The sequence below is a fragment of the Pseudomonas sp. NFPP28 genome, assembly GCF_900115535.1.
Classification (GTDB): Bacteria; Pseudomonadota; Gammaproteobacteria; order Pseudomonadales; family Pseudomonadaceae; genus Aquipseudomonas; species Aquipseudomonas extremorientalis.
On the sequence record NZ_FOWT01000013.1, the window covers coordinates 38240 to 59426 of the forward strand.

Genomic DNA, 21187 nt, shown 5'->3' on the forward strand with positions numbered 1-21187 from the left:
TTGGGGTTTAAGCGTCCAAAAGCCCGGCGCAGGCCTTTGCCTAGCGCTCGGCTTCGAAATTAAGCAGCTTGCTGGCTACACGGTTGCTGTCGACTTTATAGCTGCCATCGGCGATTGCCTGTTTCAATTCGGCCACACGGGCTTTATTGACCACCGGTTGATCGCGCAGCGAGTCAGTGACCTTCTGCAACTGTTGAGCCTCATTGCTCAGGTGTACGGATTCCCCGCTCTGGCTGGCGCTGGCCTGTTCTGCCTTGACGGGCACTGGCTGGGCCTTGGCTTCTACGCTGTCCTTGGTGCCGGCAGTGCGCGTAGGGGCCGACGTCGTCGGGGTGTTATTCAAACGGCTGAAATCGATGACCATGATCAAAAAACCTCTGGGTATTTGGACGCTTGCCATGTTTTCGGCCATATCTGGACAAACTTTAGGCTCGAATGACAATAAACTGCACAGGCCGGCATCCAACCGACAGTGTAGGAAAAGCTGGCGTCTGATACCAGTGGTCTATAAAGCCACCTCCACTTGGCCGGGGGCCGTGACCCGCGCCTTGATCACCCGGTTGGAGTTGAGATTCTTCACGCGGATCTGTTCGCTCATGCCGCCGTTGGACAAGGCCTCCCCCGGCATTTTGACCTGCAGCGCGCCACTGCTGGCGGAAATCACTACCTGGTCGCCTTTGCGAATCACCTCGGCCTGCTCCAACTGCACCAGGGTGATGACCTGATCGGTGACCACTGGTCGGGTCAGTTTCTGCCCGACGGCCTGGTCGAGGGAGGTCAGGTAGCCCTGGCTGATCATGCTGATGTCGCGCTCGCGCAACACCACGTCCTCGAAACCGATAATCCCCGTGCGTTTAAGTGGACGGGCAACCACCACCACATCGCGGAATAATTTGACCTGAGCGGGCACGAACACCGTCCAGGGTGAGGCGCCGTCGCAACGCACCTTGACCGTTACACGACCGATGGGCTGGGCGGGGCTTTCCAGGGTGGCTGTCAATTCCTTGTCGCACATTGGCATGCGCAGGCGCGGGTCCAACTGGTTGACCTGGATTTCGTAACGCCCCGGCGTCTGTGTGGTCGCCAGATAATCTTCTACAGTGAACTCAAGAAAGCCCTGGGTGACGCCGATAAGTAGATCAGGCAAGGTGACGTTATCTGCGCGGGCCGTGGCGCCCAGGCCCAAGGCAAGCAGTGCCAGCGGCGCGCAGAGCAGTCTGCAATACCGTGTCAGGTGGAGGCGTCGGGAAACTGTCGTTTTAATATCCATGACCAATAAATAGCAAAGCTCGTGCCGTTTAGTGTTGGGTGCGCGTCACTGCCCTTATAGGTATGGCCGAAGGTTTTAGCGTGGGAGTCAAGGCATGGCAGGAGTAATGGATTCAGTAAACCAGCGCACACAGCTGGTGGGGCAGAATCGCCTGGAGTTGTTGCTTTTTCGCCTGGATGGCAAGCAGTTGTATGGCATCAACGTGTTCAAGGTGCGGGAAGTGCTGCAATGCCCCAAGCTGACGATCATGCCCAAGTCCAGCCCGGTGGTGTGTGGCGTTGCCAACATACGTGGCGCGACGATCCCGATTCTTGATCTGGCCCTGGCCACCGGTTCCGCCGGGTTGCAGGACCGCGAAAACCCGTTCGTGATCATTACCGAGTACAACACCAAGACCCAGGGTTTCCTGGTGCGCTCGGTGGAGCGCATCGTCAACATGAACTGGGAAGAGATCCATCCGCCACCCAAGGGCACCGGTCGCGATCACTACCTAACGGCGGTGACGCGGGTCGACAACCAGCTGGTGGAAATCATCGACGTCGAGAAAATCCTCGCCGAAGTGGCGCCTACCTCTGAGTCGATCTCCGTGGGTGTGGTGGACGCCGAAACCGCGCACAAGGCAGTCTCACTGCGCGTGCTCACGGTGGACGACTCGTCCGTGGCGCGCAAGCAGGTGACCCGTTGCCTGCAAACCGTCGGGGTTGAAGTGGTCGCCCTCAATGATGGTCGCCAGGCGTTGGACTACCTGCGCAAGCTGGTGGACGACGGCAAGAAGCCGGAGGAAGAATTCTTGATGATGATCTCCGACATCGAGATGCCGGAAATGGACGGCTATACCCTCACGGCCGAGATCCGCAACGATCCACGCATGCAAAAATTGCATATCATCCTGCATACTTCGTTGTCGGGTGTATTCAACCAGGCGATGGTCAAGAAGGTCGGTGCCGATGACTTTTTGGCCAAATTCCGTCCTGATGACCTGGCATCCCGGGTTGTCGACCGGATCAAGGCAGCAGATCACAGCTAAGGTGTTTCCCTTGGCGGTCATACGATTTTAGAGGCGGTATCAGTGTCTACAGGTAATTTGGATTTTGAACAGTTCCGGGTCTTCCTGGAAAAAGCCTGTGGCATATTGCTCGGTGAAAACAAGCAGTACCTGGTATCCAGCCGTCTCAACAAACTGATGGAGCAGCAGGGTATCAAGTCGTTGGGTGAGCTGGTCCAGCGCATCCAGGGCCAGCCGCGCAGCGGGCTCAAGGAGATGGTGGTCGATGCCATGACCACCAACGAAACCCTGTGGTTTCGCGATACCTACCCGTTTGAAGTGCTCAAGAGCAAAGTGCTGCCGGAGGCCATCAAGGCCAGCCCGGGCCAGCGCCTGCGTATCTGGTCGGCCGCCTGTTCCTCGGGGCAGGAACCGTACTCTATTTCGATGTCCATCGATGAGTTCGAGCGGACCAACATGGGCCAGTTGAAGGCCGGGGCGCAAATCGTGGCCACCGACCTGTCCGGCACCATGCTCACCAACTGCAAGACCGGCGAGTACGACAGCCTGGCCTTGGGGCGTGGTTTGTCCCAGGAACGCCTGCAGCGTTACTTCGACCCGAAAGGGGCGGGACGCTGGGCGGTCAAGGCGCCGATCAAGAACCGTGTGGAGTTCCGCTCCTTCAACCTGCTCGACAGCTATGCCAGCCTGGGCAAGTTCGACATGGTGTTCTGCCGCAACGTGCTGATCTACTTCTCGGCCGAAGTGAAGAAAGACATCCTGCTGCGCATCCACGGCACGCTCAAGCGCGGTGGTTATCTGTTCCTTGGCGCTTCTGAGGCGCTGAACGGTCTGCCGGACCATTTCCAGATGGTGCAATGCAGCCCGGGGATCATCTACCAGGCCAAGTAAGGCTGACGCGGTAAAAAAATGTGGGAGGGGGCTTGCCCCCGATGCCGGTGTGTCAGTGATCGATGTATCAACTGAACCGCTGCCATCGGGGCAAGCCCCCTCCCACATTTGTTTGCGGCAAACCCAAGTAAAGCGGCAACCCTCATTGCCGCTTTACTGGCGCCACGCGGAAACCGCTTGCCGCTTTTCTGGCATTGCCGCTGGCAACCTCCTCCAGAACCCTTGATATACGGGCCTTCGCCAGGTTGGCATGCACCTTGCTATAACCCTGGTAACGAAAAGCAGGTCAGCCCTTGAAGGTTTCCGCCATGAGCATCAGCTTCGATAAAGCGCTCGGTATCCACGAACAAGCCCTGGGCTTCCGCGCCCAGCGTGCCGAAGTCCTGGCCAACAACATTGCCAACGCCGACACCCCGAACTACAAGGCTCGGGACCTGGACTTCTCCGCCGTGCTCGCCGCACAGCAAGACAAGACCAAGAACGGCACCTTCGCCTTGAACATGACCAACAGCCGTCATATCGAAGCGCAAGGCTTGAGCAATGGCGACGAGTCGTTGCTGTATCGCACGCCGATGCAGCCGTCGATCGACCAGAACACCGTCGACGCCCAGTTGGAGCAATCGGCCTACGCCGAGAACTCGGTGAACTTCCAAGCCAGCTTTACCCTGCTCAACAGCAAATTCAAAGGGCTGATGTCAGCCCTGCGTGGAGAGTAAGCCATGTCCCTGTCCAGTGTTTTCAATATTGCCGGCAGTGGCATGAGCGCGCAGACCACGCGTTTGAACACCGTCGCCAGTAACATCGCCAACGCCGAGACCGTGTCTTCGAGCATTGACCAGACCTACCGCGCCCGTCACCCGGTGTTCGCCACCATGTTCCAGGCTGGCCAGAACGGTGGCAGTGATTCGCTGTTCCAGGACCAGGGTGCCGCCGGCTCCGGCGTGCAGGTGCTCGGTGTGGTTGAAGATCAGAGCAACCTTGAAGCGCGCTACGAACCCAACCATCCCGCCGCGAACGAAAAGGGTTATGTCTACTACCCCAACGTCAACGTGGTCGAGGAAATGGCTGACATGATTTCCGCCAGCCGCTCGTTCCAGACCAATGCGGAAATGATGAACACCGCCAAAACCATGATGCAGAAGGTCCTGACCCTGGGTCAGTGATAAGGGGCGCCAAATAATGGCCATCGTTGATACATCAAACAACACGCCGGTCCAGGACCTTTTCAATTCGAAGGTCAAGACCGCGCAAGACAACAGCAGCGTTGGCGACGCCGCCAAGTCGGCGACGGGCAAGCAGGCGTTGGGCAAGGATGCGTTCCTGCAACTGCTGGTAACCCAGCTGAAAAACCAGAACCCGCTGTCGCCGCAAGACAACGGCGCGTTCGTGGCGCAACTGGCGCAGTTCAGCAGCCTGGAAGGCATCAACACCCTGAACGACTCGGTGAATGCGATCTCCACCAACTTCAGCTCGTCGCAGGCGTTGCAGGCCTCGTCGCTGGTCGGGCGCTCGATCATCATCCAGACCGACAAGGCCATGGTGGATACGAGCAAGAGCATGACCGGTTCGGTGGCGGTGACCTCGGCGGTGGGCAACGTCTCCGTCAAGATCACCGACAAAGACGGCAACGTGGTGCGCACCATCGACATGGGGGCCCAGAGTGCCGGCACCCAGAGCTTCATCTGGGATGGCAAGAACGACAAGGGCGAGGTTGCCCCGGCGGGCACTTACACCTTCAACGCCACCACCAAGAACGACAAGGGTGACTCCGTTGCCCTGGCCACTTCGCTGCCCGCGACGGTAACGAGCGTGACCCTGAGCAAGACCGGCGGCGAAATGCTGCTGAACCTGGCGGGCGGCATGGGCAGCGTCAAGCTGTCGCAAATTCAGACTATCGGTACATAGAGCCGGCTAAATACGGCAGAGGGAGAGAAACATGTCTTTTAACATCGGCCTTAGCGGCCTCTATGCGGCCAACAAACAACTGGACGTGACCGGCAACAACATCGCCAACGTCGCGACCACGGGCTTCAAGTCGTCCCGTGCGGAATTCGCCGACATCTACGCCGCGTCCAAGCTGGGCACCGGCCAGAACAGCATCGGCAACGGTGTGAACCTGGCGGCCGTGTCGCAGCAGTTCACCCAAGGTGACGTCAACGGCAGCGGCGGGATCCTGGACATGGCGATCCAGGGTGGCGGCTTCTTCGTGCAGAAGGGCAGCGACGGTTCGCTGGAGTACACCCGCAGCGGTGCCTTTCGTGCCGACAAAGACGGCTACATCACCAACAACACCGGCACTTCGCGCCTGCAAGGCTACGCGGCAGATGCGGATGGCAAGATCATCAAGGGCGGCCTGACCGACCTGCAACTGAACCTGTCGAACCTGCCGCCCAAGGCCTCCACCAAAGTGGATTCCACCAGTAACCTGAACTCCTCGGAGCCGGTGATCGACCAGGTGGCCAAGCCGTTCAACCCGAACGACACCAGCACCTTTACCACCCAGTACAGCACCACCTTGTACGACTCCCAGGGCAACGCGCACCCGATGGTGCAATACCTGGTGAAAACCGACGGTAACAAGTGGAATGCCTATACCCTGATCGATGGTCGCAACCCCGACGGTTCGGCGCCAACCGGCACCCCATCGACTCCACCTGTGCCATCGACCTTGACCTTTGACGGCGCCGGCAAGCTCACCAGTGTGGTCACCGGTGGTGTCTCCGATAAGACCCTGACCATTACCGGTTGGGTTCCTGGCACCGTGACCAATGGTGTGTGGAAGGCCAACGGTGCGGATGCGAACCCAACAGGTATCGCCGTCAACATGGCCAACATTACCCAGTACAACTCGGCCACCTACCGCAACCCACCGGTCACCGATGGCTACGCCACCGGCCAGATCACCGGGCTGAAAATCGACGGCAGCGGCGTGTTGTTCGCCACGTTCAGCAACCAGCAGAGCAAGGCCATCGGCCAGATCTCCCTGGCCAGCTTCAACAACGAGCAGGGCCTGCAGCCAGCCGGCGGTACTACCTGGAGAGAGACCTTCGCCTCCGGCCAGCCGGGTTACGACACCCCGCAAGCCGGTACCCTGGGTTCGATCGTGGCCAACTCCCTGGAGAACTCCAACGTCAACCTGACCAACGAGCTGGTGGACCTGATCAAGGCCCAGAGCAACTACCAGGCGAACGCCAAGACCATCTCCACCCAGAGCACCATCATGCAGACCATCATTCAGATGACGTGATGCTGTTGGCCTGACGTTCCAGCCCAGGAAAGCCCCTCGAGAGAGGGGCTTTTTTTTGCGTGCAGTTCTATATCCCGATCTTTCCAACAGGAACCGATCACTCCGTTCTTTCCACTTATCCAGACGTAAGACATTTTGGATCATACAGGGGGAGCGCTAGGTATGTGGGGGTCGTCAGCATCTGCCCAAGAGGCTGGAGGTGCGCGTCATAGTGTGGCCTGGGATCGGTATTACCCGGTAGATGTGAACCGTTCGCAGAGTGCAGCGCAAGACACAGGCTTCAATAAGCAAACGATCAGTCAGTTGCTCAAGGAACTTGAAGATGCCGAGAAAACGTCGAAGAACCAGACCGTTCGGGATCTGCGTGACAAGCTCAATAAAATACGAGAAGAACTTGGCGATGAGAAATTCAAGGAGATCCTCGAGGAGCTGAAGAAAGGCAGGACTGACGCCTGGTGGGAGTGGTTGAAGGCAATGTTTCCGGGCCTGTTTCCCGATGAGCGTCCTCCCGCGCCTCCCTCGCAGGCACCTTCTCCGCGCGGCACAGGTGGCGTTAGAGTCAATCCGCAAGACTTTGGCCCCTCCGAAGCCATGAGCAACAAGCCCATTACCGAGGGGGCTAACTATTTCAATTACAAACCAGACAACAGTGACCCAGGTAGAAAACCGGACAATATCTGGAGCGGCTTCAGTCAGGGGCCGGATGGAAACTGCATCACCGTTTCGGCGATAAAAGCCGCAATGATGCAGTTCGGCCAGAAACCTACCGATGTGTTCAAGGAGGTTAAGGAAACGAGCAACGGCTATGAAGTGATGATGCGAGACGGTTTCAAGCTTTCCTTGACCAAAGATGAGTTGAGACAGGCTGCTACTCACGCGCGCTTCAGGGGCGATGATCCGGCGATGATGACGGACGCCAATTTCATGTATGCCGCGAGTGCCAAGCGGGCGCAGATAGAAAACAACGACGGTTGGGCCGGGCGCAGTTTCCAGGCGGCAATGAACAGCCTCAATGATGGTGAGTTCGCGCGTGAAGGGCTGGACCGTTTGGGCTTGAGAGGCCATTACAGGCCGGCGACAGACGCTGATTTGAGAAGCAGCAAAGTGGGGACGGTGGAGTACGGCAACCATTCGATGGCGGTGATCAACGGCCGGGTCGAGTTGTGGGGCCGGCGCGGTGGCGCGCCTCGGTCGGGTATAGCGACCGTGTTGTTTTAGGTCGAATACGCTTTGTTTCCGGGCAAAAGAAAGCCCCCGATACACCAAAGGTCTATCGGGGGCTTTCAACCTTGGGTTAAACCCAAGGCAGGCTCAGCTTACTGGCAAGCTTCGCAATCCGGCTCGTCAATCGCGCAGGCTTTTGGCACTGGCGCCGGGCCGGCTGGCGCAGCAAGCACCGAATCATCACCGTGGTTGCCGCCGCTGGAAACAGCGTTCAGCTTACCGGTGTTGATGGTCGACTTCTCGGTGCTGGTCGCGGCCAGGGCACGGAGGTAGTAAGTGGTTTTCAGGCCACGGTACCAGGCCATGCGGTAGGTCACGTCCAGCTTCTTGCCCGATGCGCCGGCGATGTACAGGTTCAGCGACTGAGCCTGGTCGATCCACTTCTGGCGACGGCTGGCCGCGTCAACGATCCACTTGGTGTCTACTTCGAAGGCGGTCGCGTAGAGCTCTTTGAGTTCTTGCGGGATGCGCTCGATCTGTTGCACGGAACCGTCGTAGTACTTCAGGTCGTTGATCATGACCGAGTCCCACAGGCCGCGGGCCTTGAGGTCGCGAACCAGGTACGGGTTGATCACGGTGAATTCGCCCGAGAGGTTCGATTTCACATACAGGTTCTGGTAGGTCGGTTCGATCGACTGCGACACGCCGGTGATGTTGGCGATGGTGGCGGTCGGTGCGATAGCCATGATGTTGGAGTTACGAATGCCTTTCTGCACACGGGCACGTACCGGAGCCCAGTCCAGGGATTCGTTCAGGTCGACGTCGATGTACTTCTGGCCACGGGCTTCGATCAGGATCTGTTGCGAATCCAGCGGCAGGATGCCCTTGGACCACAGCGAACCCTGGAACGTCTCGTAGGCGCCGCGCTCGTCGGCCAGGTCGCAGGACGCCTGGATCGCGTAGTAGCTCACCGCTTCCATGGACTTGTCGGCGAACTCGACCGCAGCATCCGAACCGTAAGGAATGTGCTGCAGGTACAGCGCGTCCTGGAAGCCCATGATGCCGAGGCCGACCGGGCGGTGCTTGAAGTTGGAGTTCTGCGCCTGTGGCACCGAGTAGTAGTTGATGTCGATGACGTTATCGAGCATGCGAACAGCGGTGTTGACGGTGCGTTCCAGCTTGGCGGTATCCAGCTTGCCGTTGACGATGTGGTTCGGCAGGTTGATCGAGCCCAGGTTGCAAACGGCGATCTCGTCCTTGTTGGTGTTCAAGGTGATCTCGGTGCACAGGTTCGAGCTGTGGACCACGCCCACGTGCTGCTGCGGGCTGCGCAGGTTGCACGGGTCTTTGAAGGTCAGCCATGGGTGGCCGGTTTCAAACAGCATGGACAGCATTTTGCGCCACAGGTCTTTGGCCTGGATGGTCTTGAACAGCTTGACCTTGCCTGGGTACTCGGTGAGGGCTTCGTAGTACTCGTAGCGCTCTTCGAAGGCTTTGCCGGTCAGGTCGTGCAGGTCCGGGACTTCGGATGGCGAGAACAGGGTCCACTTGCCGTCATCGAAGACACGCTTCATGAACAGGTCAGGGATCCAGTTGGCGGTGTTCATGTCGTGGGTACGACGACGGTCATCACCGGTGTTCTTGCGCAGCTCGATGAACTCTTCAATGTCCATGTGCCAGGTTTCCAGGTAGGCACACACCGCGCCTTTGCGCTTGCCACCCTGGTTTACGGCGACGGCGGTGTCGTTCACCACTTTCAGGAACGGCACGACGCCCTGGGACTTGCCGTTGGTGCCCTTGATGTACGAACCCAATGCACGCACCGGGGTCCAGTCGTTGCCCAGGCCGCCGGCGAATTTGGACAGCATGGCGTTGTCGTGGATCGCATGGTAGATGCCCGACAGGTCATCTGGCACGGTGGTCAGGTAGCAGCTGGACAGCTGTGGACGCAGGGTGCCGGCGTTGAACAGGGTCGGGGTCGACGACATGTAGTCGAAGGACGACAGCAGGTTGTAGAACTCGATGGCACGGTCTTCTTTCTGCTTCTCTTCGATCGCCAGGCCCATGGCCACGCGCATGAAGAACACTTGCGGCAGTTCGAAGCGGATACCGTCCTTGTGGATGAAGTAACGGTCGTACAGGGTCTGCAGGCCCAGGTAGGTGAACTGCTGGTCACGCTCGTGGTTGATCGCCTTGCCGAGTTTTTCCAGGTCGAAGGTGGCCAGGACCGGGTTCAGCAATTCGAATTCGATACCCTTGGCGATGTAGGCCGGCAGGGCCTTGGCGTACAGGTCAGCCATCTCGTGGTGGGTGGCGCTGTCGGCGACTTTCAGGAAGCCCAGGCCTTCGGCACGCAGGGTGTCCATCAGCAGGCGCGCGGTCACGAACGAGTAGTTCGGCTCACGTTCAACCAGGGTGCGGGCGGTCATCACCAGGGCGGTGTTGACGTCGGTCAGGGCCACGCCGTCGTACAGGTTCTTCAGGGTTTCGCGCTGGATCAGGTCACCGTCGACTTCTTCCAGGCCTTCGCAGGCCTCGGTGATGATGGTGTTCAGGCGGCCCAGGTCCAGCGGTGCAAAGCTGCCGTCGGCCAGGGTGATACGGATCGACGGATGCGCTTGCACGGCGGCTTCTTCGGCCGGGGAGCGTACCGCACGTTCCTTGGCACGCGAATCACGGTAGATCACGTAGTCGCGGGCGACTTTCTGCTCGCCGGCACGCATCAGGGCCAGTTCGACCTGGTCCTGGATTTCTTCGATGTGGATGGTGCCGCCCGACGGCATGCGACGCTTGAAAGTCGCGGTGACCTGTTCGGTCAGGCGGGCAACGGTGTCGTGGATGCGCGACGAAGCGGCAGCGGTGCCGCCTTCAACTGCAAGAAACGCTTTGGTGATGGCGACGGTGATTTTGTCATCGGTGTAAGGAACGACAGTGCCGTTACGCTTGATCACACGCAGTTGGCCAGGTGCGGTGGCGGACAGATCCAGGTTCGAATCAGCGGCCTGCGGCACGGAGCCTTGCGGGTTCTCGCGAGTTGTGTCGGTTTGCATGGGGGGTTGTCTCCACGTTCTATATTTGATTGCGAGTGCCAGGCTCTTCCTGCAACACCCGTACCGTTTTCCATATCGGGGATGGGAAACAGCTGCCATCCGCGTGAGCGGTTTGGTCTACTGAAAATCGGTTGGTTCCATGCTGCGCTAGCAATAAAACGCTTGAATTTCGAGCCACTTGTGTGGTTGGGCGATTTCTTCGAAAACCCCACATGTAGGGTCTTCTGTAGTGCCGAGGTACAAGATAATGCGTTTTCGAGGGGTTAGCAACGCAGTAACCTGTGGATAACGCTGTGAGTAAAATGTGTAAGAAAGGTAGAACAGCCGTGTAGGCCGCATTGCTGCTGGATTAAGCCGTTTGTCATTAAATGTTTCGGCCTCAAAACAAGCAGCCCATTTTCGAAGGGCGCGAACCCTATCACAAAAAAACGCGATCACCGAATGGATTTCCCGGCTTGTGTTTGAGGGCTGGCCCATGGCTACAATCGCCTGCCTCGGGCTAAGAAGCGACCCACATCATGCCCGCCTTTTATGACAGACATTGAGGTCACCCGTGGAGCAAGAAGCCTGGCAGGTATTGATAGTCGAAGATGACCAGCGACTGGCCGAATTGACCCGTGAGTACCTGGAGAGCAACGGCCTGCGGGTCTCGGTGGAGAGCGATGGTGGCCGGGCGGCGGCGCGGATCATCGCCGAACAGCCCGACCTGGTGATCCTCGACCTGATGCTGCCCGGCGAAGACGGCCTGAGCATCTGCCGCAAGGTGCGTGAGCGCTATGACGGCGTGATCCTGATGCTCACCGCGCGCACCGACGATATGGACCAGGTGCTGGGCCTGGACATGGGCGCCGACGATTATGTGTGCAAGCCCGTGCGCCCGCGCCTGTTGCTGGCGCGCATCCAGGCCCTGCTGCGGCGCAGCGAAGCGACGGAGCCAGCCGCTGTGGAGATCCAGCGCCGCCTGCAATTCGGCCCTCTGGTGGTGGACAACGCACTGCGCGAGGCCTGGCTGAATAATGAGGGCATCGAACTGACCAGCGCCGAGTTCGACCTGCTGTGGCTGCTGGTGGCGAATGCCGGGCGCATTCTTTCCCGCGAAGAAATCTTCATTGCCCTGCGCGGCATCGGCTACGACGGTCAGGATCGCTCCATCGACGTGCGTATCTCTCGCATACGCCCCAAGATAGGTGACGACCCGATCCACCCGCGCCTGATCAAGACCATTCGCAGCAAAGGCTACCTGTTCGTCCCCGAAGCCGCCGCCGACATGCCGCTGTGAACTCGATCTTCCTGCGCATATACGGCGGCATGTGCGCGGCGCTGATCCTGGTGGCGCTGCTCGGCGTACTGGCCCTGCACCTGCTCAACGAGGTGCGCAGCGGCCAGTACCGCGAGCGCCTGGCCCATGGCACCTTCGCCTTGATGGGTGACAACCTGCAACCCATGAGCGCCATCGAGCGCCAGCGCGCCCTGGCGGTGTGGGAGCGTTTGCTGGGGATTCCGCTGGAGTTGCGCCCGCTGGCCGATGCGCAACTGGACTTGAGCCAGCGCAATCGCCTGCAACGCGGCCAGGTGCTGGTGGAGCAGACCGGGCCGCATGCCGCGCGGGTGCTGCGTTTGGTCAGCGAACAGGAGCAGCTTGTTCTTACAGGCGAGGTTCAGCAGATCAGCGAACAACTGGCCCGCGCGACCATCTACCTGCTGGCCGATGAGCTGGTGCGCTTCCCGGTGGCCGAACAGCCGCAGCGCCTGGCAGATATAAAGGAAGCCAAGGGCTTTGGCTTTGATATGCACCTGATGCCACTCGACCAGGCCGATATGGATGAAGACCAGCGTCGGCGGGTTTCGGAAGGCGACACGGTGATGGCCCTGGGCAAGGGCGGCGATTCGATCCGCGTGTTTGCCGGTATGGTCGGTACACCGTGGGTGCTGGAGATCGGCCCGTTGTATCAGATGAACCCTTACCCGGCGCAATGGCTGATCCTGATCGCCTTGATCGGCCTGACCCTGATCGGGCTGATCGTCTATCTGTTGGTGCGCCAGCTTGAGCGTCGGCTGCGCGGCCTGGAGGCCGCCGCCACCCGCATCGCCAAGGGCAACCTGGAAGTCCGCGTGCCGGCCCGTGGCGCCGATTCGGTGGGGCGGCTGGCGGCAGCGTTTAATGGCATGGCCGAGCATTTGCAACAGCTGCTTGCTATCCAGCGTGAACTGGTGCGCGCTGTGTCCCACGAGCTGCGCACGCCGGTGGCACGCCTGCGTTTCGGCCTGGAGATGGTTGGCGACGCCACTACCGTCGAGGCTCGGCGTAAATACCTGGAAGGCATGGACAACGACATCCAGGACCTCGATGGCCTGGTGGATGAAATGCTCACTTATGCGCGCCTGGAACAAGGCTCGCCGGAGCTGAATTTCCAGCGCGTCGACCTCGATGCGCTGCTCGACCAGGTGATCGGCGAATTATCGCCACTGCGTCCGCAAGTGACTGTGGCCCGAGGGATTTGCTTGTCTTCGGCGCATTGGGACGACGCCTGGGTCGACGCCGAACCGCGTTACCTGCACCGTGCCCTGCAGAACCTGGTGAGCAATGCCATGCGCCACGCCCAAGGCCAGGTGTTGATCAGTTATCAGGTGGGCCAGGTGCGCTGCCGCATCGACGTGGAAGACGACGGCCCCGGCGTGCCGGAAAGCGCCTGGGAGCGCATCTTCACGCCCTTTCTGCGCCTGGACGACAGTCGCACCCGTGCCTCGGGCGGGCATGGCCTGGGGTTGTCGATTGTGAGGCGGATTATCTATTGGCACGGCGGGCGGGCGTTGATCAGCAAGAGCAATAATCTGGGCGGCGCGTGTTTCAGCTTGAGTTGGCCCAGGGATCAGGATAAACCCTGATGGATCAGGCGCTGACTGCGACCAGGCTCAACAACTGCCCATCATCCACCGCAAACTGGCCCACCAATTCCTTGCCATGGCACCACTCTTCGGACAGGTCCGTCAGCAGTCTCAGCCGCAGATGCCCGCCCTCCGACCATTCCAGCAACTCGGCATGCTCAAAGTAGAAACGCTTCTGCACAATGGGGTAGAGCGCCTTGAACAGGCTCTCCTTGGCGGAGAACGTCAGCGTCACCAACAGGGCGATCCTTTCCCTTGGCAAGGCGGCCATGCGCAGTAATTCATCAGCCGTCAGGATTTCCCCCGCCAAGCGCTCGGCCCGCTCGAGGCTCAGCACATTCTCCAGGTCCATCCCCAGCCCGCGCCATTGCGCCTTGTGCCCGACAATCGCGGCGGCATGCCCGGTGCTATGGGTGATGGAACCGCTGATAGGCGCGGGCCACACCGGTGCGCGGTCTTCGCCGATCGCCGGGATGCAGTCGAGGTGATCGAGTTGTTGCAGGGCGGCACGGGCGCACAAACGACCGGCGAGGAACTCGGCCTGGCGCTTGGTCACCGAGCGCTGAATGCTCGCCGGTGGCGGCACGGCACAGCGCTGGAAGTCGCCGACCGTGAGCAGGGCCGGGTCAAAACGCGTGCTGAGAAACACCGTGCCGGGTAACGGTTCGGGCAGCGGCCAATGGGCGTCGAGTGGGGTGCAGCAAGCGGGCAAGGGATTCATGGTCGGTATTTTGCCGAGTTGCGGGGCGTGAGGATAGCCCACTGCGGTTCAGGTGAGGTTCAGAGCCTGTTCAGGGGGAGTTCAGGGGGGGCTGCGTAGTCTGGGGCATACAGCCAAACGCATAGAGGTAACACCATGACTGCGATCAAACAGCTGATGTTGGCGTTAACCATGCTCAGTGCAACCGCTGGGGTCCAGGCATCCGATGGCGCCTTCGCCGCATTCGGCGGTGAGAAAACCAAGAAATCCAGTACCTTGATCCAGCGTGTCAGCTTCGAAGAAGTGGGCAGCCAACCCACGCCCTGGGGCCAGTCCCTGGGCCTTGCAACACCGCAGCCGGCCTACCGCGCCGGCTATGAACACCTGACCGGCCAGTTCAATGGCATTAAACTGCGCCCGCAAGACCTGCAGGGCCGCTATGATATCCCTCTGTCGGACAGTTGAATTGCTTTGGAGAGCCTTATGAAATTGCTGGTGGTGGAAGATGAGGCGCTGCTGCGCCATCACCTGTTTACCCGCCTGACCGACAGCGGGCATGTGGTCGAGGCCGTGGCCAATGCCGAAGAAGCCCTGTACCAGACTGGCCAGTTCAACCATGACCTGGCGATCATCGACCTGGGCCTGCCCGGCATGGGCGGCCTGGACCTGATCCGCCAACTGCGTGCCCAGGCCAAGACCTTTCCGATCCTGATCCTCACCGCCCGCGGTAATTGGCAGGACAAGGTCGAAGGCCTGGCCGCGGGCGCTGACGACTACGTGGTCAAACCGTTCCAGTTCGAAGAGCTGGAGGCGCGGATGAATGCCTTGCTGCGCCGCTCCAGTGGCTTTACCCAGTCGACCATTGTGGCCGGGCCGTTGCTGCTGGATCTCAACCGCAAGCAGGCGTCGCTCGAAGAGCAGCCGCTGGCGTTGACCGCCTACGAATATCGGATCCTTGAATACCTGATGCGCCATCACCAACAAGTGGTCGCCAAAGACCGCTTGATGGAACAGCTCTACCCCGATGACGACGAGCGTGATCCGAATGTCATCGAGGTGCTGGTCGGTCGCCTGCGTCGCAAGCTGGAAGGCCCGGCCGGGTTCAAGCCGATCGACACGGTGCGTGGCCTGGGCTATCTGTTCAATGAGCGCTGCCGTTGATTCGCTCGCTACGCGTACGCTTGATGCTGGCGGCCGCCACCCTGGCCGTGCTGTTCATGCTCGGCCTGTTGCCGGCCATGCAAGGGGCGTTCAGCCTGGCGTTGCAGGACTCCATCGAGCAGCGCCTGGCGTCGGACGTCACCACCTTGATCTCTGCCGCGCGGGTCGAAAACAACCGTCTGCTGATGCCGGCGCAGTTGCCCGACGAACGCTTCAACCTCACTGACAGCCGCCTGCTCGGCTATATCTACGACCGCGAAGGCCACCTGGTGTGGCGTTCGCGGGCGACCAAAGAAGAAAACATCAACTACAAGCCGCGCTACGACGGGCGCGGTAACGAGTTTGCGCGGATTCGCGAGGCCAACGGCCAGGAATTCTTCGTGTATGACGTCGAGGTCAGGCTGCTGGGCGGCAAGAGCGCCGCCTTCAGTATCGTGGCCCTGCAACCGGTGCGCGAATACCAGTTGACCCTGGAAGGCCTGCGCGAAAATCTCTACCTGGGCTTCGGCGCAGCCTTGCTGGTGTTGTTGACCTTACTGTGGCTGGGCCTGACCTGGGGCCTGCAAGCCCTGCGCCGGCTGAGTCAGGAGCTCGACCAGATCGAAGGCGGCACCCGTGAGAGCCTCTCCGAACAACACCCCCGCGAATTGCTGCGCCTGACCGGCTCCCTCAACCGCTTGCTGCACAGCGAGCGTGAGCAACGTGCGCGCTACCGCGATTCCCTCGACGATTTGGCCCACAGCCTGAAAACCCCGCTCGCGGTGTTGCAGGGAGTGAGCGAAGAAATGGCCCAGCGTCCGGAAGATCGCGAGCAGGCCCGGGTGCTGCAGTCGCAGATCGAGCGCATGAGCCAGCAGATCAGCTACCAGTTGCAGCGCGCCAGCCTGCGCAAAAGCGGCCTGGTGCGCCACCAGGTGCGCCTGGAGCCGGTGCTGCAAAGCCTGTGCGATACGCTGGGCAAGGTCTACCGCGACAAGCGCGTCAGTGTGTCCTTCGACCTGCCGGAAGAATGTGACGTGCCAATCGAGAAAGGCGCCTTGTTGGAGCTGCTCGGCAACCTGCTGGAAAACGCCTACCGCCTGTGCGTGAGCGAAGTGCGCATCAGCCTCGTGGAAAGCCTGGAAGGCACCGAGCTGTGTATTGAGGATGACGGGCCTGGCGTGCCGCCGGATCAGCGTGCCAGGATTCTGCAGCGGGGTGAACGGCTGGACCGTCAGCACCCGGGGCAGGGGATTGGGTTGGCGGTGGTCAAGGACATCATCGAGAGCTACGGTGCGCGTTTGACCCTGGGCGATTCGCCGTTGGGTGGCGCCGCCTTCAGGATTCACTTCCCGGCTTTGTGATCTTTAGGGGGGTACAGGCCTCATCGGGGGCAAGCCCCCTCCCACATTGGCGCTACATCTTTAGCTCTCTTGGGCTCGGTAAGCCCCCGGCGTCAACCCCGTCCACTTCTTGAACGCTCGATGAAACGCCGACGGTTCGGAAAAACCCAACTGCTCGGCAATCTCCTGCAACGACAAATCCGCCCGCCCCAAATGATAGATGGCGATGTCCCGCCGCAGCTCATCCTTGAGTGCCTGAAAGCTGGTGCCTTCTTCGCGCAAATGCCTGCGCAGGGTCTGCGGGCTGATGTGCAACTGCTGGGCGACGGCTTCCAGGTCTGGCCAGGGTGTACGGTCGCCGCTGAGCAAGCGGCGGAGCTGGCTGCTCAAGCTGTCGCCTTCATCCGGCCGTGACAACAGGTCGGCGGGGGAGCGCTCGAGGAAGTGCTTGAGCGTGCGTTCGTCCTGCAACAGCGGCAGGCTCAGGTAGCGGCTGTGAAATACCAGGCTGCTGTTCGGTGCGCCGAATACCTGGGTGCAGGGAAACAGCAGGTCGTATTCGCTGGCGTGAGCCGGCATCGGGTAGCTGAAGGTGGCCTGGTGCAGGCGGATGCGTTGGCCGATCAGCCAACTGCCGAGTCGATGCCAGATCACCAGCAGGCATTCGCTGAGGAAGTGATCCGGGTCCCACAATTGCGAGTCGTCCAGGCTCAAACGGGCCATTTCGCCTTCACGTGTCAGCTGCCAGCGTGGCCCCTGCGGGAATAGGCTATAAAACAATAAGCCGCGTTCCAGGGCTTTCTCCAGGGTGCGGCAGTGGATCAATGCGTGGCACATCATGGCAAAGGTGCCGCGTTTGCTGGGGCCGTCGGCAAACCCCAGGTATTCATCGTCCAGCGCCAGCCAGAGCATTTGCAGCAACCGGGTAAATTGTTCCGGCGCGATGCGGGCGCGAGGTTCGGTCAGTAGTTCCGGGGTGATACCTGCTTGCAGCAGCAGGCCCGAGTAGTCGTAACCGACCCGACGCGCACCGCCGAGGGCTGCCCGGGCGTAATGGCTGGCGATGGTACGTTCACGCATGCGAAGGCCTCTTCCATGGAAGGGCGGATGGTAGCCACCCTCGGATGGGGTCACAAGGCGGATATCCGCCAAATTGTAGGACGGGATCAGGTTGATGGGCGGAAATCCGCCACTCGATTCGGTGCCTGGGAGGGCACTTGTAAAGTACAAACCCTGATGTCTAAAGGCCTTCAGGGTTTTTCAGCAAAGTGGCACGGCGTTTGCGATAAGGATGACAGCGCAGGCTGGAACTACCGACCTCGCAAACAACAAATCCCTCCAGTGCAGGAGGGTTCGCAATTCAAGTGTCGTGGGCAATGGCGGATATTTGCCACACGGGACGATTGAGGAACTTTGCAATGACGACTCGTCAGCCTATCTACAAATCCCTGTACTTCCAGGTGATCGTTGCAATCGTTATCGGTATTTTGCTCGGTCACTTCTACCCACAGACCGGTGTGGCCCTCAAGCCACTGGGTGACGGGTTCATCAAACTGATCAAAATGGTCATCGCCCCGATCATCTTCTGCACCGTTGTCAGCGGCATCGCTGGCATGCAAAGCATGAAATCGGTCGGCAAGACCGGCGGCTATGCGCTGCTGTACTTCGAGATCGTTTCCACCATCGCGCTGCTGATCGGCCTGATCGTGGTGAACGTGGTGCAACCGGGCAACGGCATGCACATCGACGTCGCCACCCTGGACGCCTCCAAAGTGGCAGCCTACGTCACTGCCGGTAAGGACCAGAGCATCGTCGGCTTTATCCTCAATGTGATCCCTAACACTATCGTCGGCGCGTTCGCCAATGGCGACATCCTGCAAGTGCTGATGTTCTCGGTGATCTTCGGTTTCGCCCTGCACCGTCTGGGTGCCTACGGCAAGCCGGTACTGGACTTCATCGATCGCTTCGCCCACGTGATGTTCAACATCATCAACATGATCATGAAGCTCGCGCCAATCGGTGCCCTGGGCGCCATGGCGTTCACCATCGGTGCCTACGGTGTGGGTTCGCTGGTGCAACTGGGCCAGTTGATGATCTGCTTCTACATCACCTGCCTGCTGTTCGTGCTGGTGGTGCTGGGTGGTATCTGCCGCGCTCACGGTTTCAGCGTGTTGAAACTGGTTCGCTACATCCGTGAAGAGCTGCTGATCGTTCTGGGTACTTCGTCTTCCGAGTCCGCACTGCCACGCATGCTGATCAAGATGGAGCGTCTGGGCGCCAAGAAGTCCGTAGTAGGCCTGGTCATCCCGACTGGCTACTCGTTCAACCTCGACGGTACGTCGATCTACCTGACCATGGCGGCCGTGTTCATCGCCCAGGCGACTGACACTCACATGGACATCACCCACCAGATCACCCTGCTGCTGGTGCTGCTGCTGTCCTCCAAAGGCGCTGCAGGCGTGACCGGTTCGGGCTTCATCGTACTGGCGGCCACCCTGTCGGCCGTAGGTCACCTGCCGGTTGCCGGCCTGGCGCTGATCCTGGGTATCGACCGCTTCATGTCCGAAGCCCGTGCGCTGACCAACCTGGTGGGTAACGCCGTTGCCACCATCGTTGTGGCCAAGTGGGTCAAGGAACTGGACACCGACAAGCTGCAAAGCGAGCTGGCGTCCGGCGGTACTGGCATCTCGGAAACCCGTGAGCTGGATGACCTGGGCGTGGCCGAAGGCCCTGCACCTGTGGTCAAGTAAATCGCCGATGGCGTGAACTAACGCCGACAGCAACGCACAAACGCCCCGACTGGTTCGGGGCGTTTGCGTTTCTGGCGCGTCACTTCGGCGACTTTTGTTTTACAGTGAATGACTCGGTTGTAACGCTTGCAGGAGGTTATGTGGACAGTGTGGATCTGAATGTCCTGCGCAGCGTGCTCGAATGGCGCCGTGCCGGACAGCGAGTGGTGTTGTACAGCGTGGTCCAGACCTGGGGCAGCGCGCCGCGCCCGCCGGGCGCCATGCTGGCGTTGCGGGGCGATGGGGTGGTGATCGGCTCGGTATCGGGCGGGTGCATCGAGGATGACTTGATTGCACGCCTGCAGGATGGCCGGCTGCCTGAAGACGGGCCGCCGGTGCAGTTGGTGACCTATGGCGTTACCCGCGATGAAGCGGCGCGTTTTGGCCTGCCGTGCGGCGGCACCTTGCGCCTGACCGAGGAGCGGGTAGACGAGTGGGAATGGGTGGCTGAGCTGTTGGCACGGTGCGAGGCTCATCAGATCGTCGCTCGGGAGTTGGACCTGGCCACTGGCAAGGTGACGTTGAGTGGCGCGAGCAAGACCGATGTCGTCACCTTCGACGGTGAACGCCTGCGAGCCATCTATGGCCCACGCTGGCGCCTGCTGTTGATCGGTGCCGGGCAGTTGTCGCGGTATGTGGCGGAAATGGCGCGCCTGCTGGATTTCGAAGTACTGATCTGCGACCCGCGCGATGAGTTTGTCTATGGCTGGGAAGACCAGCACGGTCGCTTCGTGCCGGGTATGCCCGATGAGGCGGTGCTGAATATCCAGACCGACGAGCGCACGGCCATCGTCTGCCTCACCCATGATCCGCGCCTGGATGACATGGCGCTGCTGACGGCACTGAATTCCTCGGCGTTCTACATTGGTGCCCTCGGTTCACGGGTCAACAGCCAGAAACGCCGGGAAAACCTCGCGGCGCTGGGCTTGTCGACGGAAGCGATTGCGCGTCTGCATGGGCCGATCGGTTTGCATATCGGCAGTCATACACCGGCGGAAATCGCGTTGTCGTTGATGGCGGAAATTGTTGCGATCAAGAATGGTGTGGCGCCGATGCAGAAGAAGCCGTTGCCGGTGGTGGTTGAGTGAGCATCACCGCGATTGTGCTGGCGGCGGGGCAGGGCAGCCGTTTTCGCGCCGAGGCAGGGGCTGACCAGGACAAGTTGCTGGCTGATTGTGTGGGCCTGGATGGCGTAGTTCGGCCAGTGATCGAGCAGGTGCTGAAGAATCTGCCGAGTGCCGTGGCTGATCGTTGGGTGGTGACTTCAGCCGATCGTCCCGAAGTAATTCGCTTGGCAGAGATCTACGGTTGCAAGGTGTTGCTGCTGCGCTCGGCCGGCATGGGCGACAGTATTGCCGCTGCGGTTGCAGCCAGTGCTTCGGCGAATGGCTGGCTGGTGGTGTTGGGGGATATGCCGTTTATTCAGTCATCGAGCATTGAGCGAGTGATTGCGGGGTTGGAGGAGGGTGGCATCAGTGTGCCGGTGCAGGACGGGCAGTACGGGCATCCTGTGGCATTTGGCCGGGCATGTGGGCCTGGGTTGATGGCTTTGACCGGTGACCGTGGAGCCAAGCCGTTGTTTGCCCAGGCGGCGGTGCGTGAGGTGGCGGTAGATGACCCAGGTGTGTCATGGGATGTGGACGTGCCTGCGTTGTTGCATTACCTCTAGCCGGACGAACATAAAAAAGCCCCGCCTGATCA

At 60.3% G+C, this 21187-nt stretch carries 20 protein-coding genes; 15 read left to right on the plus strand and 5 right to left on the minus strand.

From position 1 onward, the window contains the following. Positions 1-40: 40 nt before the first annotated feature. Positions 41-364 (minus strand): flagellar biosynthesis anti-sigma factor FlgM, encoded by a 324-nt coding sequence (gene flgM / locus BM110_RS27910; RefSeq protein ID WP_071490522.1) that lies wholly within the window; start codon positions 362-364, stop codon positions 41-43. A 141-nt stretch (positions 365-505) separates the two neighbouring features. Then, positions 506-1270 (minus strand): flagellar basal body P-ring formation chaperone FlgA, encoded by a 765-nt coding sequence (flgA, locus tag BM110_RS27915; protein ID WP_092242486.1) that lies wholly within the window; start codon positions 1268-1270, stop codon positions 506-508. Between the two features lie 94 nt (positions 1271-1364). Between flgA and BM110_RS27920 the strand changes: the two genes are divergently transcribed. From BM110_RS27920 to BM110_RS27950, 7 genes are all read left to right on the plus strand, one after another. After that, the gene (locus tag BM110_RS27920; protein WP_071490521.1) at positions 1365-2297 is read left to right on the plus strand and encodes a chemotaxis protein CheV; all 933 of its coding nucleotides are present in this window, start codon (positions 1365-1367) and stop codon (positions 2295-2297) included. Between the two features lie 42 nt (positions 2298-2339). After that, complete coding sequence (gene cheR, locus BM110_RS27925; RefSeq protein ID WP_027607785.1) at positions 2340-3167, plus strand: protein-glutamate O-methyltransferase CheR; 828 nt, start codon at positions 2340-2342, stop codon at positions 3165-3167. A gap of 308 nt (positions 3168-3475) precedes the next feature. Then, on the plus strand, positions 3476-3883 hold the full coding sequence (gene flgB / locus BM110_RS27930; protein ID WP_010208346.1) for a flagellar basal body rod protein FlgB: 408 nt from the start codon (positions 3476-3478) through the stop codon (positions 3881-3883). Positions 3884-3886: 3 nt separating this feature from the next. Next, positions 3887-4330 carry a flagellar basal body rod protein FlgC gene (gene flgC / locus BM110_RS27935; protein ID WP_058427493.1) on the plus strand — a complete coding sequence of 148 codons (444 nt, stop codon included), beginning with the start codon at positions 3887-3889 and terminating at the stop codon, positions 4328-4330. A gap of 16 nt (positions 4331-4346) precedes the next feature. Further along, positions 4347-5072 (plus strand): flagellar hook assembly protein FlgD, encoded by a 726-nt coding sequence (gene flgD / locus BM110_RS27940; RefSeq protein ID WP_093514550.1) that lies wholly within the window; start codon positions 4347-4349, stop codon positions 5070-5072. Between the two features lie 31 nt (positions 5073-5103). After that, the gene (flgE, locus tag BM110_RS27945; RefSeq protein WP_092242490.1) at positions 5104-6414 is read left to right on the plus strand and encodes a flagellar hook protein FlgE; all 1311 of its coding nucleotides are present in this window, start codon (positions 5104-5106) and stop codon (positions 6412-6414) included. Positions 6415-6576: 162 nt separating this feature from the next. Next, positions 6577-7632, plus strand: a complete 1056-nt coding sequence (locus tag BM110_RS27950; protein WP_093514551.1) for a hypothetical protein — start codon at positions 6577-6579, stop codon at positions 7630-7632. Positions 7633-7730: 98 nt separating this feature from the next. Here the strand turns inward: BM110_RS27950 and BM110_RS27955 are convergent, their stop codons facing one another. Then, positions 7731-10628 (minus strand): ribonucleoside-diphosphate reductase subunit alpha, encoded by a 2898-nt coding sequence (locus BM110_RS27955; RefSeq protein ID WP_071490518.1) that lies wholly within the window; start codon positions 10626-10628, stop codon positions 7731-7733. Between the two features lie 553 nt (positions 10629-11181). On the opposite strand from BM110_RS27955, the gene BM110_RS27960 reads away from it, so the two are divergent. Together BM110_RS27960 and BM110_RS27965 are read left to right on the plus strand one after the other, a co-directional pair. Beyond that, positions 11182-11907 carry a response regulator gene (locus BM110_RS27960; RefSeq protein WP_093514552.1) on the plus strand — a complete coding sequence of 242 codons (726 nt, stop codon included), beginning with the start codon at positions 11182-11184 and terminating at the stop codon, positions 11905-11907. Continuing rightward, positions 11904-13514, plus strand: a complete 1611-nt coding sequence (locus BM110_RS27965) for an ATP-binding protein (protein ID WP_093514553.1) — start codon at positions 11904-11906, stop codon at positions 13512-13514. The genes BM110_RS27960 and BM110_RS27965 overlap by 4 nt, the downstream gene beginning before the upstream one ends. A gap of 4 nt (positions 13515-13518) precedes the next feature. Here the strand turns inward: BM110_RS27965 and BM110_RS27970 are convergent, their stop codons facing one another. Beyond that, entirely contained in the window at positions 13519-14235 is a 717-nt protein-coding gene (locus BM110_RS27970; RefSeq protein WP_093514554.1) for a 4'-phosphopantetheinyl transferase family protein, read from the minus strand. Between the two features lie 135 nt (positions 14236-14370). On the opposite strand from BM110_RS27970, the gene BM110_RS27975 reads away from it, so the two are divergent. The 3 genes from BM110_RS27975 to BM110_RS27985 are packed head-to-tail and all read left to right on the plus strand — an operon-like array spanning position 14371 to position 16718. Further along, positions 14371-14679, plus strand: a complete 309-nt coding sequence (locus BM110_RS27975; RefSeq protein WP_093128144.1) for a hypothetical protein — start codon at positions 14371-14373, stop codon at positions 14677-14679. A gap of 18 nt (positions 14680-14697) precedes the next feature. Continuing rightward, positions 14698-15375 carry a response regulator gene (locus BM110_RS27980; RefSeq protein WP_092242509.1) on the plus strand — a complete coding sequence of 226 codons (678 nt, stop codon included), beginning with the start codon at positions 14698-14700 and terminating at the stop codon, positions 15373-15375. Then, entirely contained in the window at positions 15372-16718 is a 1347-nt protein-coding gene (locus BM110_RS27985; protein WP_093128142.1) for an ATP-binding protein, read from the plus strand. Before BM110_RS27980 ends, BM110_RS27985 begins: the two co-directional genes overlap by 4 nt. Positions 16719-16778: 60 nt before the next feature. Here the strand turns inward: BM110_RS27985 and BM110_RS27990 are convergent, their stop codons facing one another. Next, entirely contained in the window at positions 16779-17777 is a 999-nt protein-coding gene (locus tag BM110_RS27990; RefSeq protein ID WP_093514555.1) for an AraC family transcriptional regulator, read from the minus strand. 338 nt (positions 17778-18115) lie between these two features. Between BM110_RS27990 and BM110_RS27995 the strand changes: the two genes are divergently transcribed. The 3 genes from BM110_RS27995 to BM110_RS28005 all read left to right on the plus strand — a co-directional run bounded on the left by BM110_RS27995 (position 18116) and on the right by BM110_RS28005 (position 21155). Next, positions 18116-19447, plus strand: a complete 1332-nt coding sequence (locus tag BM110_RS27995) for a dicarboxylate/amino acid:cation symporter (protein WP_071490511.1) — start codon at positions 18116-18118, stop codon at positions 19445-19447. 140 nt (positions 19448-19587) lie between these two features. Next, positions 19588-20574, plus strand: a complete 987-nt coding sequence (locus BM110_RS28000; protein ID WP_071490510.1) for an XdhC family protein — start codon at positions 19588-19590, stop codon at positions 20572-20574. Beyond that, on the plus strand, positions 20571-21155 hold the full coding sequence (locus BM110_RS28005) for a nucleotidyltransferase family protein (protein ID WP_093514556.1): 585 nt from the start codon (positions 20571-20573) through the stop codon (positions 21153-21155). Before BM110_RS28000 ends, BM110_RS28005 begins: the two co-directional genes overlap by 4 nt. Positions 21156-21187: the final 32 nt, after the last annotated feature.

Bases quoted from the DNA above. Each gene is read 5' to 3' on its own strand.
- flgM (WP_071490522.1), bottom strand. From the start codon at position 364: ATGGTCATCGATTTCAGCCGTTTGAATAACACCCCGACGACGTCGGCC.
- flgA (WP_092242486.1), bottom strand. From the start codon at position 1,270: ATGGATATTAAAACGACAGTTTCCCGACGCCTCCACCTGACACGGTAT.
- BM110_RS27920 (WP_071490521.1), top strand. From the start codon at position 1,365: ATGGCAGGAGTAATGGATTCAGTAAACCAGCGCACACAGCTGGTGGGG.
- flgB (WP_010208346.1), top strand. From the start codon at position 3,476: ATGAGCATCAGCTTCGATAAAGCGCTCGGTATCCACGAACAAGCCCTG.
- flgC (WP_058427493.1), top strand. From the start codon at position 3,887: ATGTCCCTGTCCAGTGTTTTCAATATTGCCGGCAGTGGCATGAGCGCG.
- flgD (WP_093514550.1), top strand. From the start codon at position 4,347: ATGGCCATCGTTGATACATCAAACAACACGCCGGTCCAGGACCTTTTC.
- flgE (WP_092242490.1), top strand. From the start codon at position 5,104: ATGTCTTTTAACATCGGCCTTAGCGGCCTCTATGCGGCCAACAAACAA.
- BM110_RS27950 (WP_093514551.1), top strand. From the start codon at position 6,577: ATGTGGGGGTCGTCAGCATCTGCCCAAGAGGCTGGAGGTGCGCGTCAT.
- BM110_RS27955 (WP_071490518.1), bottom strand. From the start codon at position 10,628: ATGCAAACCGACACAACTCGCGAGAACCCGCAAGGCTCCGTGCCGCAG.
- BM110_RS27970 (WP_093514554.1), bottom strand. From the start codon at position 14,235: ATGAATCCCTTGCCCGCTTGCTGCACCCCACTCGACGCCCATTGGCCG.
- BM110_RS27975 (WP_093128144.1), top strand. From the start codon at position 14,371: ATGACTGCGATCAAACAGCTGATGTTGGCGTTAACCATGCTCAGTGCA.
- BM110_RS27980 (WP_092242509.1), top strand. From the start codon at position 14,698: ATGAAATTGCTGGTGGTGGAAGATGAGGCGCTGCTGCGCCATCACCTG.
- BM110_RS27990 (WP_093514555.1), bottom strand. From the start codon at position 17,777: ATGCGTGAACGTACCATCGCCAGCCATTACGCCCGGGCAGCCCTCGGC.
- BM110_RS27995 (WP_071490511.1), top strand. From the start codon at position 18,116: ATGACGACTCGTCAGCCTATCTACAAATCCCTGTACTTCCAGGTGATC.